Annotated in this window: 8 protein-coding genes; 2 read left to right on the forward strand and 6 right to left on the reverse strand. The window is 44.6% G+C overall.

What is annotated here, in order from left to right; genetic code table 11:
• Positions 1-4: 4 nt before the first annotated feature.
• Positions 5-799, forward strand: coding sequence for a sulfotransferase family 2 domain-containing protein (locus HFV01_RS04615; RefSeq protein ID WP_318286163.1), 795 nt, complete (start codon positions 5-7; stop codon positions 797-799).
• Between the two features lie 70 nt (positions 800-869).
• Here HFV01_RS04615 and HFV01_RS04620 read toward each other — a convergent pair whose 3' ends face one another.
• Both HFV01_RS04620 and HFV01_RS04625 read right to left on the reverse strand, forming a co-directional pair.
• Positions 870-5,690 carry a tetratricopeptide repeat protein gene (locus tag HFV01_RS04620; protein WP_193520873.1) on the reverse strand — a complete coding sequence of 1,607 codons (4,821 nt, stop codon included), beginning with the start codon at positions 5,688-5,690 and terminating at the stop codon, positions 870-872.
• Between the two features lie 61 nt (positions 5,691-5,751).
• Positions 5,752-8,499 carry a tetratricopeptide repeat protein gene (locus tag HFV01_RS04625; protein ID WP_006670874.1) on the reverse strand — a complete coding sequence of 916 codons (2,748 nt, stop codon included), beginning with the start codon at positions 8,497-8,499 and terminating at the stop codon, positions 5,752-5,754.
• Between the two features lie 184 nt (positions 8,500-8,683).
• On the opposite strand from HFV01_RS04625, the gene HFV01_RS04630 reads away from it, so the two are divergent.
• Positions 8,684-8,977, forward strand: coding sequence for a hypothetical protein (locus HFV01_RS04630; protein WP_006623945.1), 294 nt, complete (start codon positions 8,684-8,686; stop codon positions 8,975-8,977).
• Positions 8,978-9,059: 82 nt separating this feature from the next.
• Here HFV01_RS04630 and HFV01_RS04635 read toward each other — a convergent pair whose 3' ends face one another.
• The 4 genes from HFV01_RS04635 to HFV01_RS04650 form a co-directional block, all read right to left on the reverse strand.
• Positions 9,060-10,748 carry a hypothetical protein gene (locus tag HFV01_RS04635; protein ID WP_193520874.1) on the reverse strand — a complete coding sequence of 563 codons (1,689 nt, stop codon included), beginning with the start codon at positions 10,746-10,748 and terminating at the stop codon, positions 9,060-9,062.
• 165 nt (positions 10,749-10,913) lie between these two features.
• Positions 10,914-11,216 (reverse strand): RNA-binding regulator, encoded by a 303-nt coding sequence (gene rbp, locus HFV01_RS04640; RefSeq protein WP_006623949.1) that lies wholly within the window; start codon positions 11,214-11,216, stop codon positions 10,914-10,916.
• A gap of 230 nt (positions 11,217-11,446) precedes the next feature.
• Positions 11,447-13,255, reverse strand: a complete 1,809-nt coding sequence (sppA, locus tag HFV01_RS04645) for a signal peptide peptidase SppA (protein ID WP_006623950.1) — start codon at positions 13,253-13,255, stop codon at positions 11,447-11,449.
• A 431-nt stretch (positions 13,256-13,686) separates the two neighbouring features.
• Complete coding sequence (locus HFV01_RS04650) at positions 13,687-14,361, reverse strand: HEAT repeat domain-containing protein (protein ID WP_006623951.1); 675 nt, start codon at positions 14,359-14,361, stop codon at positions 13,687-13,689.
• Positions 14,362-14,635: the final 274 nt, after the last annotated feature.

A 14,635-nucleotide genomic window follows, 5' to 3' on the forward strand; every position in this document is an offset into this window, starting at 1 on the left:
TATCTTGGTTAAGGCAGTTATACTGTGGTATGCTACCCTAAGACAAATATCAATAGATGGGTTAGATACTGCATTACAGTCAATCAAATATAGTAAATTAGCTGGGAAAAACTTAGAGATTGAAATTATGACCGAATTCTCTGAAAAATTACCAAATAATACATTTTTATTTATTCATATCCCTAAAACGGCTGGGACTTCTTTTAGGTCTCAAATCGAAAAAAAACTCAAGTGTATTTTTGAGTATGGGGCTGACCCAAAAACTTCCCCATTGGTACATGAGACGATAGATAAAGGTGACTTAACATCTTTTGTGAAATCATTTAAATCGGAGGGCTTTGAAGCTGTATATGGTCATTTTGAGATGGCTAAGTATCAGCCAATTGTAAACGACACGACAAAATTTGCTACTTTCTTGCGACACCCAATTCAGCGATCTATATCTAACTACGAGCATTTTCGTAGACATTATGGGTATGATAAATCTATGGAGGAATTTTTCAGCAATCCCCATTTTTCTAATCAACAATCTAAAGCCCTTGAGGGGATAGAAATTGACGATCTATTTTTTGTAGGAATTACTGAGCGCTATAGTGATTCTATTAAACTATTTAATAAACTGACAAACCTTGGTATTAAGGATGTCCAAATAAATTATAACCCCCAAAAAAAAGTTGATGAGCAGTACGAGTTGGATTCTGAATCCTTGAAATTGATAGAAAGCAAGAATGAGAAGGACTTAGACTTATACTTTAAAGCTCAGTCAATTTTTGAGAGACGACTGGAAGAGATGATGTAATTGTTGGGGTTCCGGTAATTTACAAAGGTGTACGGAAGAAGGTTGAGTCCCTTCTTCCATGGGTGTCAATCTAATCGTCTGAGCTACCATGTCGCAGGTGTAATGTTGACAAAGGAATCTCATTCCCGTCTTCCATAGTAGCCAGAATCAAAATTTCTACTTCACTGGGTGTTTCACTGACATCAAGGGTTTTGACGAAGCCACTATCAATAGCATGGGGGACATCTGGAAATACTTTGGCGACATCACCACGTTCCTGGTTCATTTTGGATTCGCCAAGGACACGATCGCCACAGATAAACTTGATTAGTTTAGCCGGAGAGTGCTTACCAATCACCCATCCCTGAATCAGCATATTTTCTTTATTAAAAGGATGGTGTAGCTTGGGTGAGTCGATCGCACATCCTAAAAGCGCCTCCTTATCCTCAGACATTGATATCGCCACCACTTGATTTTCATCATTACTCAGACGAATACCATAATCTTGTCGTATGCGACTCAGGTTAGGGTTATAACAGGGGTCATTTTTGAGTACATCTCTCCACCGCTGTTTCATGATTTTAGTTTCTCGTTTAAACCGAGCTTCTTTTTCTGGCGTATCCTCATAACCGCGACTCTTAGACTCATAGTGATATAAAACCACATGGGGGAGATAAATATTCCGATATCCTCGGCTGACCAACTTTAAGCAAAAATCCACATCATTAAATGCAACTTCCAGCTCTTCATCTAACCCCCCGACTTCCTCAAATGTCTCTCGCCGACACATCAAACAGGCTCCGGTCACGGCGGAGTAATTATTCACCGTTACCAGTTGGTTATAATAACCAAAATGATGAGCCTGATAACCCTTATGGCTGTGACCTGCTACGCCGCCAATTCCCAGGACAACGCCAGCGTGTTGAATGGTATCATCGGGGTAGAGTAACAAAGCACCGACAGCACCAATAGAGGAACGTTGAGCCTGTTCTACCATGGCTTCTATCCAATCGGGGGTCAATACTTCGGTGTCATTATTTAGAAACAGTAAATAATCCCCCCTAGCTTTAGTTACCCCATAGTTATTAATTTGGGGGTAATTAAACGGTACATCGAACTCGTAACAGCTAAAGCGTTGGGGTTCTTTTTGTTTCCAGGCGTTGATAATATCGAAGGTTTCTTGTTCATCACTGCCATTGTCAATGACGACGACTTCATAGTTAGGATAAGTGCTTTTTTCAAAAATTGACTGTAAGCAATGATTGAGAGTAGTTCCCAGGTTGCGAGTGGGGATAATAATACTGACAAGTTTGTGTTCTTCGATGTGATAGCGAACAGTGTATTGACCGGGGAAATTCTCATGATCTGAAACAATTCGCGCCTTTTCCCCGCAACGAGCAAAGGACTCATTTAAGGCTTTTTCTGCTGCTATATAGGCGTATAGTTTACTGTTGGGGTCGTAGGCGGTGGAACCGCTATGCTGTCGCCAACTGTAGAGAATTTTGGGGATATGGAAAATCTTATTAGTTTTCTCAGTAACGCGCAAGACCAAATCATAGTCTTGACTACCTTCGTAACCAATTCGGAAGTTACCGACTTGATTAACCAGTTCCCGGCGATATACTCCTAAATGGCAGGTATACATCCGTGCTAAAAATGAGTCAGGACACCAATCAGGTTTAAAGTATGGGAACACCCGTTGACCGTACTGGTCTAATTTATCCTCATCGGAATAAATCATATCAGCATCAGGATTTTCATTGAGTACCAGTGCGACCTCATAGAGTGCTTCTGGGGTAATGACATCATCATGATCTAAGAGTGCTATATATTCTCCGATCGCCAATTCCAAAGCCGAATTAGATGCCGCACAGATGTGACCATTTTCTGTCCGAAAAGCGACTTTAATCCGGTTATCTTTTCTGGCATATTCTTCCAGCAGAGGTTTAATCCAAGGTTCGCTGGAATTATCATCAGCGATACACAGTTCCCAGTAGGGATAAACTTGGTTAATCACTGATTCGATCGCCTTTTTCAGGAACTTTTCCGGGGTATTATATACCGGCATAATCACGCTAATTAGCGGCTTATATCCGAGATAATTAACCGCCTGAGACATTTGCCGTAAGTCAGCGGGTCGGGGCAAATTTTCTCGGAGCCACTGTTCATAACCTTCTTGATCAATGGGACACCGATGCTCAGACGGACGGGATTTTTTCTGAGTCGGAAGAATCGGTTGCTCAGACGGACGGGATTTTTTCTGAGTCGGAAGAATAGGAGTTTCCCCGAAAGTTTCTTGAGGAATAAATAGGTCTACCCCCTCATTTTTTTTTTCAATCACCTGTTGTAGGCGAGAAGCGATCGCCCTATTGTCAGGGTCGAGGTCTTGAGCCATTTGGTAAAAAACGATCGCCCCATCCAACTGAGTTTGTCGAGCCAGAGTATCAGCCAACTTAACATAGAGTTCCGAATCATCAGGCTTAATCTCGATCGCCTTATGATAGGTATCCACATTATCTGGTTCCTGTTCCATCACCTGAAGATAACATCCCAGAGCCTCATCTAAATCGCCTTTAGCGCGTTCTCGCAGTGCATCAGCCAGTTTTTGTTGAATCCCAGGTAAATCCGACTGTACAGCCATGGCGGCGCGATATCCCTTAACCGCCTCTTCCCAATTTTGAAGTCTAACCGAAACCTCTCCCAAATTATAACTAGACCAGGGGAACTCTGGATTCAAGCGCGCCGCCTCTCGGTAAGCCGTAGCCGCCTCTGACCAGCGTTCCAACTTAACCAGAGCCTCCGCCAAACTGTTGTAGGACCAGGAATAATCCGACTTAATCGCGATCGCCTTTTGATAAGCCTCAACCGCTTCCGACCAGCGTTCCAACTTAAACAGTACATCAGCCAAACCATTGTGAGACCAGAACAAATTAGCGTCTAACTGATTAGCCTTTTGATAAGCCTCAATAGCCTGATCAAACGCTTGTTTATCGCGCCATATGTCTCCCAACTTTTGCCAAACCTCAGCATTATCCGCCGCCAAATCGGTAGCTTTTTGATAGAAAGCGATCGCCTCATCTAGCTGTCCCGTCTGTACCAGAGCATCAGCGAAACCCTTACACAGCTCAAAATCAGCCCCAGAAGCATCCAAAGCCATTGCTTGACGCAGAACCGGGACCACATCAGCCCAACGTTCTTGTCGCAGCAATACCCGACCCAACCCATAATAGGCAGCCGCCAGATTTTTGTCTAATTCCAGCGCTTTACGATAAGCCGCCTCCGCCTCTGACAAATTCCATTGTTGGTTGCGAAGTTCCCCAATTTGGTAGTATCCCGCCGCCCAATTAGGATTAAGCTGTAATAGCTGACCATAGAGAGCGATCGCCCCATCAAAGTCTTGTTTCCCGGCCAAACACTCAGCCAAACCCTGGTAAAAAACTCCTGATTTCGGGTCTAATTCAATAGCCTGACGGTAAGCCGCCTCCGCCTCTGACCAAGCCTGTCCATAAGCCTTCACCTTACCGATACCATAATAAGCCGGAGCCAGTTGTTTATTCAACTCCAAAGCCCGCTGATAACTCTCATAAGCCTGATCCAGCTTACCCTGAGCGAGGCGAGTATTTCCCAGACGCACATGATCTTCCGGGGTAGCCTTATTCGGTTCCAAAGTATAGGCTTTTTCCAGACATATAGAGGCTTCACCCTCTCGTCCCAGACGTTCGAGAACCTTAGCCAAATTGCGATAGACCCCGGCAAAATTAGGATTTTGAGCGATCGCCTGTTGATAAAAGGTAACCGCTTTTTCCAGGCGATCTTCCTGGGCGTACAAGCTACCCAAATTCGCATGAACCTCCGGGAATTGGGGCTTAACTTCCAGAGCCTTATGGTAGGAGCGCACCGCCGCCTCCATTTCCCCCAACACTTGCAAAGCATTCCCCTGAATTTTATATGCTTCCGCCAAATTCGGGTCAAGTCGCAATGCTTTCTGACAAGCCGAAACCGCCTGTTCCCATTTTTTCATAGCGCAGAATGCCTTAGCCTCTTGTAAAACCGTTTCCGGGTTAACCGGGCGACTAATAGGAACCCCCATTCCCTTCTCAATAGGAACTTGTGGAGATTGACCCACCACCAAAACATCTGGCTGAGGAACTTGCCTCGCAGCAGTTGCGGCCGATAAAGTATCTTGAGGAGTTGACACAGCCGCCGCCAAAGTATCCACCGGGTTAGAAACTGCTGGACTTGGGTTATTCAACTCAATAGCCTTACGGAAATAGGTAGCAGCCTCCTGCAATTTACCCTGTTGTTTAAGGGCTTCCCCCAGGTTTTGATAAGCGGCTGCCAAATTAGGATTAAGATTAATAGCATTTTGATAACAGGCTTGTGCTTCCGCGGCCATACCCTGCTGCATCAGACCATCACCCAAAGCCAGATGTTCTTGAGCGCTGACAGTGTGAGGTTCCAGGGTGTAGGCTTTATATTGAGTTCGGATAGCATCTAAGGGGCGATTAAGCTGAGTCCAGACCTTAGCCAAATTCCGATAAGCCCCAGCGAATTCTGGTTTAATCGAGATCGCCTTTTGATAAGCCGCCTGCGCCTGTTCCCACTGTTGCGATCGCGCATAGAGGCTACCCAAATTGGCATAAACCTCAGCCCAGTTGGGTTGTAGTTCCAGAGCCTTGGTATAATTTTGCTTGGCACCTTCGAGATCTCCCCCTCGCAAGGAAACATCTCCCAGGATTTTCAACCCCACCGCCGAGGTAGGTTGAATCTTCAATAATTGTTCACAAGCCTTACGAGCATCATCAACCTGTCCTTGTTGAAGATATGCTTCTGCTTGTTGTTGCAGGAACTGGACACTTTTTTGAAGGATCTCTTTAGCTTGCATGGTTTGGCTCAGTTCGGACGGACTCATTTTTTAATTCCCAAGGTTCAATTATACTCGTTGATGGTAATTGGATCACAAAAAATTTTTTTTATCTAATTTCCAACTTCTCTAAAATCTTCTCCAACCCGGTCAGATTTACCCAGATATCCTCAGTTAAGGGATTTTGGTACATTAGCGATCGCAAAGGGTAACAGGAAAACCCATCTCCCGTCAGGGAATAATGTTCCAATCCCAAAGCCTGAGATATCACCCAATAGTAATGGCGGTCATAATGGGGGGACATCAACTCAACCACTCTCACTCCTGGCTGACAGAAAACCAAATTGGTTAAACCACTCCCATGGGGACCTATAACTATTTCCGCCCGTGAGAATAAAGCCACCTGCTGAGAAAATGATAGTTTCTCTGGTAGCACCCGCACAAACCCCAACCGACTCAGCTGCGCCATCACCTGTTCTTCATTCAAAACCCGTCGATGTCTAGCCTGGGCGCGACTCACATAGATACGATTAGGGTAATCATGAGCATCACCCTTCGCCAGGGGGAGAAAAGTTCTTCGCAGGAAGTCCAGCCCCCAAGGTTGCAACCATCCCGTCGGAGAAGCAAACGAGGGGACTAGCAACTGTCGCGCCTGAATATGGGGGTAGCGATCGCTTTCGATAATTTTCGATTCCGCAATACCCAAGCGCCGCAAAGTTTCCCGCTGAAACCCTAGCCTAGCACTATTGACCACAAACCCATCTATCTGATTAAAGTCTACCCCCACCCGTCGCATTAATTCCCACCGTGGCAGTATATCAACCATCCAGTGAAAATAGATATGTCCCGAAAGTCCTGATAATACCGCCACCGTCCCATCAATATATTGGGGGGGACAAAGTTTAGTTTGGCGAAAAATCCAATGTTTTTCGGGATTATAGTTAATACAACCCGGAAGGGGGGCGGGATATTCCCGTGATAGGTCGGCTAACAGTTGATTATCCGGTGTTATGGTAGCGATCGCCCGACAGACTTTCCAGTGATTTTCTTGGGGAACAATCCAACATCGTCCCTGGGGAATACTTGCCACAAACGTTTCAAAGGGGACCTCTACAATCTTCGCATCTGCCACTCGCCTCTGAATACCATAACCTAAATTGCTCACCTCAAATCCCGCAAAAATTCGCTCTCGACAAGGGCTACAATCTAAACCGCCGCACTCTCTGCCCCCTACATTATCTAACTCTGCTGAGGGAGGCTGTTGTGCTACCGTTGGAATCGGGATATAGTGGCTGGTGTCTATATTATTCGCCTGTAGCCATGCCTGGGTTTTCTGATAAACTCCTTGGGGTGGCTGTTGTGGTCGGGGAATTTCTCCGGTTGATATAGTTCCGGTATCCCGCCACTCCTGCGAAACAGTAGTCAAATTCTCTGCTGTTTCCTGGTTTTCTAAAACCTTTGAATAATAAGCGATCGCCAATTCCCACCGTCCCTGCGCCTCAAGTAAACTCCCCAAAAGCCAATAGACTTCTGGGGAGTATTCAATCACCCCGGCAGTATGGCAAACTGTTATTGCCGCCTGCAACCTTCCCTGTTTAGCTAGACAGGATGCTAAATCCAGGTAAGTTTGTATTTTCTGAGGTTTAATCCTTAATGCTCGTTGATAATACCTAATTGCTGCATCCCACTCCCCATATTGATTTAGGGTATTACCCAAATGAAGGTAGGTGGCTTCTAGGTAGTTATAAACCGCATCCGGCACCTCAGTTACATTATGATCAGACTCCTGGGAGTTCTCAGAGTTCCCCAATTCCAAATCGGATTTTTGCAGAGCTTCCAAAAACTGGGCGCAGGCTATTTGTGCCTGTAGTAGTTCATCTGAACCTACTTCTAGGATAACGTCCTGATTAAAGCGTTGGATATAACCCTGCACAAATTTCGGGTCAATGGCGATCGCTTTCTGAAAACAAGCCATGGCTTGAGATAGCCAACCTATGATTAAGCAAGAACTACCACAATCGCTATAGAACATGATATTATCCGGTTCTATGGCGATCGCTTTCTGGAAATAACTTATCGCTTGTCTGTGGTTATTTTTTTGCTGCCACAACTTACCCAAGTTACTGTAAGCAATAGCTAAATCGGGTTTCAGGCTAATTGCCTTCTGGTAGGCGGCAATCGCTTCACTCAGCTTTCCTTGGTAAGTCCAAGCCCACCCCAAGTTATTATATACCAATGGCTCTGTCGGGTCAATATTTAGGGCTTCTTGAAAGATGGCGATCGCCTCATCTATCTGATTTTGCTGTAATTGCAAATATCCCAGGGTGTTGAAAATTTCCTTAAAATTAGGGCAGTTAATTCCGCCTTGTTGTAGAACTTTAATTGCTGTGTCAATGTCACCCCGTTCATTTAACCGCAGCCCCATATCCAAATAAGCCTGACCTAGCTTAGGGTTTAAGGCGATCGCCTTTTCGTAACAGCCAATAGCCCCTTCAATATTACCCTGCCAATGTAAAGCCGACCCTAAATGATAGTGTAAATCTGCCCAATTAGGAGATAGGTCGATCGCCTGTTGGTAAAATGAAATAGCTTCATCAAACCAGCCCATATTACGATATATTTGGGCTAGGTAAGCATAGCTAATGGCTTGGTTAGGTGCAAGTTCAAAGGCTTTTGTATAAGCCGACATAGCCGCCATTAATTGGCCATAATCTTCATGAATATTGCCTAGCAGTTGGTAAGCAATGGCACAATTAGGCTGTTGGCTGATAATTTCCCGACAAATAGCAAAAGCCCGATCTTGGTTTCCCTTGCTTAAATTATCCTGTGCCAACTTCAACAACTGTTCAACACTCATTCCCACTCCCGGTTTCCCTATTGCAGTCTACAACAGGTCTAGCGCTATCTTACCCAAGAATTATAGATCCTCTCCTGCTCATTTACTCAACTTTGATCCATCATCGTCTCGATGTCCATATAATATTGATTGATATTTGGTGGGAATATTGCTAAATTTTGATGATTGTTAGTGAGGACCGATCATGAAAACTATTCATGTCGTCTTAATTGCCGTTGCTACTGCCTTATTTAGTGGTGGTATTGGCTTTGTCGGAGGTACAGCGATCGGCGGTGTTGGTGGTGCCGCAGCAGGGGTTTTCTTAGGTATATGTATCACCGCAGAAACAGCCAGACAAGAGGGTTTTTTGACTACAGAACAAGCTGATAATCTCGTATCTATCATGCGTCAAAATGCGTCCACTCAATGGGAGATACCACCCGAAAGTTTAGAGAACTTTAACTGCGAGCAAATTACTCAAGATTTGGGTTCTGAGTAAATATCACTCACCCCAAAAGGCAGGCTATCATCCTGCCTTTCTTTATCTCAAGCCTCGCCAAAACGCCAAAAATATTAACTCCTCACTCTGGGTTATTTAAAATACATTTTGCATCAACAATCCACCAATTAGGCTGCTCAAAAACCGTACATATATTAACCTGTTCATATAAAGCGATCGCTGAATTTTGCTCCAGCAAATCCAAGGCTTTTTGACCTTCCTCAAAAATCAACATCCAATGATTATTTTTAATATATTCAGGCGTGAAAGCCGCCGGATCAATCAGCCAAAAATCCACATTATATTGACTAATAAAATTCTGAAGTTTCGGCAAATCATCCGTATAGTGAGCATTAATCATGTCCAAAGTTCTCGCCAAAATTTGATGATAATAACCCAAGTGATAAGGGATAGCATATTCTCGCGCCATCAAAACAGTTCTTTGAGCAAAAGTTGGCAGTTGATCCGCCTCTGCTGACAGAGAAGCTATCACAATATCTTTCCCTTGCTGTTGGCAGAAATCATAAACTTCTGTCATTCTACCTTTCTCATATCTAACCAATGGAAAATAAGGCACGAAAGCTGGATATAATAGGAGTATTGCCACTATTACCGTAATGAGAGTTACCGCCAACCATCGATAAACCCTATAGCTATGGTTATTCCTAAAAACTCTCAGAAGTGTATCCAATATTAAACTCAGAGAGATAGCCGTTAAAACCGCAATAATAATCCGAAAACTTAACTCTGTATATCGACCTGGAAGGTGTAGCTTAAACAAAAGTGCATGGGATGCAAAAAACATCAAAACCGATGATATTAACAATTGCAATAATACCCAAACCTGTGGTGTAATATATTTCCAGAGGGGAAACTGTCTCCGAAATATTAGTAAAAATGGCAGTAGTAAAGCCACACATTGAGTCGCGGGGGTAAATAAGGAACTGTGAAACATTCCGCTACGTCTTCCCGTGAACCAAATATCCATAAAATTATCGTGAAAAAACCTACTTCTTCCCCCCTCGAAAAATTCGGGAGAATTCATAGCTTGCGCGCGAGTAATGGTCGGACCAAATTCTGAGGAGGTGATAATATATGGAAGTAATACTATCAAAGCCACCAATAAACCCCCTGCTAAAATTTGATAATTTAGGTGATTTTTGCTTGGCTGAAATCTGCCATTTTCCCAATTAATAACTCTCAATATCAGCATGATAGCAGCAATGAAAACATATTGAGGATAAAATAAGCCAATAGCTGCTACTGTGACACAAACCCCCAGCCGAGAATGTTTCACTAGATAGTATAAAAATGCGATAAAAAGCGGGTTAATAAATGCTCTGGGTGTTCCTGATGCTAAATCGTCCTTTAACCATAAGGCTTGATTGATGATTAAACAGCCTATAAATCCGGTGACTGGAATTGGCAAAATTTCCAGACATAACCTGAAAAAATAATAAGTAACAAATAATCCTAAAATTGGCGGAAGAATTTTCGCGAAGTCAAAGGGGTTTATTCCTAAGATGATACCCAGTTTATACACTAGAGTATATCCCCGGGGAGCTACAGATTGAAAATAATCGGCTATTAAATCATTGGGAAACAGGTCGGGGTCAATAAACCGCAACATCCAAAAAATGTGCTGTCTTGCGTCATTATGGACTAAATTGGGTTCCGCAAAGGCTTGTTTTAGTGATAAAATACCGTATAGGGTGGCTAAACTCATGCTGAGGAAAAGCCACAATCGGGTCTGAGATGTATATTTTTTCATATTCTCATGGCTATTGACGGGTCTAGGGACACAAAAAAAGACCCCTACAACAATGAGGGGTTTTAATTAACTTAGTTTAGTAATTCAGCCACAACCATTAACAATTATTAAGCTGAAACGCGAAATTGCTAAATAAGCTGTAAGACTGATAGAAAAGTGGGAATCCTAGGACCGACGAGAGTAACCGCCACCACCACGACGACCGCCACCAAAAGAGCCGCTATTTTCGCGAGGCTTGGCTTTATTGACTCTCAGATCACGACCGCACCACTCAGCACCATCAAGAGCATCAATGGCTGACTGTTCCTCAGCTTCTGTGTCCATTTCCACGAAGCCAAAACCACGCATCCGTCCGGTTTCACGGTCTGTAGGTAGTTTAACCCGCTTAACTGCTCCATACTCTGCGAATACAGCAGTTAGATCTTCTTCTGTAACCTCATAGGACAGGTTACCAACGTAAATCGACATAAATTATCTCCAAAACCAGAGTTTCGTAGGGAGTGAGGTTCTCGGAGAGAAACTTGCCAGCATAAAACGTGAAAAACTCGTTGATACTTGAAACAAAAATACTACAACCGATACTTAATTCTCCATTGACTACAGTCTAGCACCCTAACTGATCATTTGGGAATAGGTATTATTACTTTTTTAGAAAAATTTAAGATTTGGTGAGCATATTGTGGCTCAGTGCTTTGGATCTAATCAATCTGCAAGTTAAACGGTAACCTGGTATATATTCCCCTAGGATCATTGAGATGCCTAAGCACGGAGAACTCATGATAGACTTTGAGCAGTTCCCTAGTCAAAGGGTCTGCTGGAGTGGCTTCGGTTCGCAGGCTTTCTAGCAAACGTTCCTCAAAACTAGGAATTCTGGGATATTCGGCGAGTTTCCAATCATCACCAAGTTCGGCTTTTTCGGCTACAGCAGCGATCGCATCTTGTAAACCCCCCAACTGATCAACCAACCCCAAGGCTTCAGCTTGTACCCCCGACCAAACCCGACCCTGAGACATTTCCAAAACCTCCTCTTGTGGTAAATCTCTCAATTGCGCGACGGAAGAGACAAACCGCTGATAAATCAGATCAACCATCTGCTGAACTTTCTCTAGTTCCTGGTCTGTTTTGGGACGGGAGATAGAATTAAGATCAGCAAAGGGTCCGGTTTTCACACCATCCCAGGTAATTCCATTCTGGTTAGCAATATCCTGAGCATTGAACAGCAGTCCAAATACACCAATTGAACCAGTGACTGTCGTGGGTTCAGCCAAAATGCGATCGCTACCCATAGCAATCCAATAACCACCGGAAGCGGCGGCATTGCCCATAGAAACTATAATCGGTTTTTCCTCTCTGGTCAATTGTACTTCCCGTGCGATTACCTCAGAAGCGGTAGCGCTACCACCGGGACTATTCACCCGCAGGACAATTCCTTTGACCCGATCATTATCCCGTAGCCGGCGTAACTCTTCGCTAAAGCGATCGCCGCCTACTTGACCAATCCCGCCACGACCATCGACAATTTCACCATCAGCATAGACTACAGCAATGATATTGCGACTGTTGGGATTACCAGCCCAACTTCCCTTAACTTCAGGAGTTCTGGAATATTCCTGTATCCCCACCCGTCGAAAAGGTTGTCTTCCCTCTTCCTTTTCTCCGGTCAATTCACGCAGTTGAGCCGCCACCTCATCTCTATGGGCGATCTGATCAACCATTTCGCGATCCTTCGCATCTGCAGCCATTAAAAATCCATCCTGATTCACAATTTGCTGCAACTGTGCTGTAGTCAGACTGCGACTAGATGCGATCGCCCCCGTAAACTCACCCCACAAATCTCCCAATAACTGCTGCATTTGCTGTCTATTTTCTGGGCTCATCTCTTGGCGCAAAAAAGGTTCAACAGCAGACTTATATTGACCAACCCGCGTCACCTGTACCCCAATCCCAAACCGTTCCAACGCTCCCGCTAAAAACACGGTTTGAGAACTAAACCCGCTCATCTCGACGGTCCCCATGGGGTGGATAATGATTTCATCCGCTACTGAACCTAGGTAATATTCACGCTCGGTCCAGTCAGTATCATAAGCAATAATAGTTTTACCGCTCTCTTTAAACCCTTCCAAAGCCCGACGGACTTCCTTTAAATTCCCAAACCCTGTGGGAGTTGTACCACTACCGCCTTCCAGGTACAGCCCCACGATTTTATCATCCTTACTCGCCCGCTCAATCGTTTCTAGCACTACCCGCAATGGCAAGAACCTAGACCGATCGTCTCTCAGGGTCTGTCCTATGGCGATCGATGGTGTTGGCTGCGGTGCCGTGTCCGCTATACCCACAGACAGGTCTAGCACCAATACTGATTTATCTCTGAGGGTGGTTTGTGTACCCCTCGAAGCACTAACTACTACTAAAAACGCGATTCCCCCCATGCCAAATGTGATCACTAGGAACAGTCCCAGTAAATTGCCAACTACACTGGCTAGGGTATATTTCAGAAACTCTTTCATGATTAGGTTTCCCTCAGCCGGGGACGGTTTGCTCTGGCTTAGTAGGGGTTAATCATAACAGAATACCACGGTTCAGATTTAATCAGCCACCATGCCTTTAGCTGAGGGGTTGACAGGATCAGATTTTGGCGGATATCCTCTATTTGATTTTTTATTCAACGTCGAAAAAACGCGGCGACACCGGCCGCACCGGTTGACAAATCAAGTGCGATCGCTTATCATATTCTCGTGAGGCTAACATGGCTTCTTGCTTGATTTTTTATTCAACGTCGAAAAAACGCGACGGCACCGGCCGCACCGGTTGACAAATCAAGTGCGATCGCTTATCATATTCTCGTGGGGGTGATATGGCTTCTCGCTTGATTTTTTATTCAACATAGCAACAATAAAGAAACCGGGTTTCCGGGTGAAAGAAACCCAGTTGCGAGGGTTTATAATGACTCTGCGAGGCGGTCAAGGGAAATCATAGCGGCTTCAGCGACTTGATGATGGCTGTCTTTAGCCAAGTATTTAAGGGCGGATAAGCTCTTAGGGCTAGGTAAATTTCCCAGAGCCTCGGCGAGACGCTGGCGAATTAACCAATCATCAGACTGAGCAAACTTGAGGATATGGTCTATGGCCTCGAGGTCGCGAATTTCACCCAAAGCAGCGATCGCCGCCTGTTGCAAAATCACCATATCACTATCAAGGGCAGACATCAAAACGTCACGGGCGCGGATATCTTTCAAATTGCCGAGAGAGACAGCAGCACTAAAACGCACTAGCCAGTCGGTATCCTCATAAAAAGCCCGCATGAGGGGTTCAACAGCCCTAGAGTCCCCCAAATACCCCAAAGCCCCGGCAGCATCGGCGCGAATGCCATAGTCGGGGTCAGTTTCTAATAATTTTACCAGAATCGGATAACATTCGTCAGTTTGTTTAATCCCTAGGGCGAAAACAGCCATTGACCGAATTTGTAGGCTTTTATCAAAGAGAACCTTCTTAATTAGGGGAACAGCTTGCTCTGGGGATACCTCGCGCAAGGAAGCTAAAGCTAACATCCGATCGCGGGTATTATCGCTGTCTAACTTACGGGAAATTTGGTCTAGGGGAATAATTACACTCATGAGATCAACTTATTAAAACTTTACATGGGGAATTTTTTCTATCCTATCTTAAAACTTTGAACAAGAAAAAGCCCCGCCTGAACAATCAATCAGCCGGGCCTTTAGCCAACAATCTTTGTAAGTAGGATTATTGCATATCCCACAGAGCCTTAAACAAAGTCTCAGCCAGCTTTCTGGATGTGGCATTCCTGGCAGCCTTGAGCGCCGCCCCAGATACTTTGTTCCCTTTGTGGCATGCTCTGGTAATCCAATAAACTCTAAGAGTGACTATACT

This window comes from Limnospira fusiformis SAG 85.79 (assembly GCF_012516315.1).
Taxonomy (GTDB): domain Bacteria; phylum Cyanobacteriota; class Cyanobacteriia; order Cyanobacteriales; family Microcoleaceae; genus Limnospira; species Limnospira fusiformis.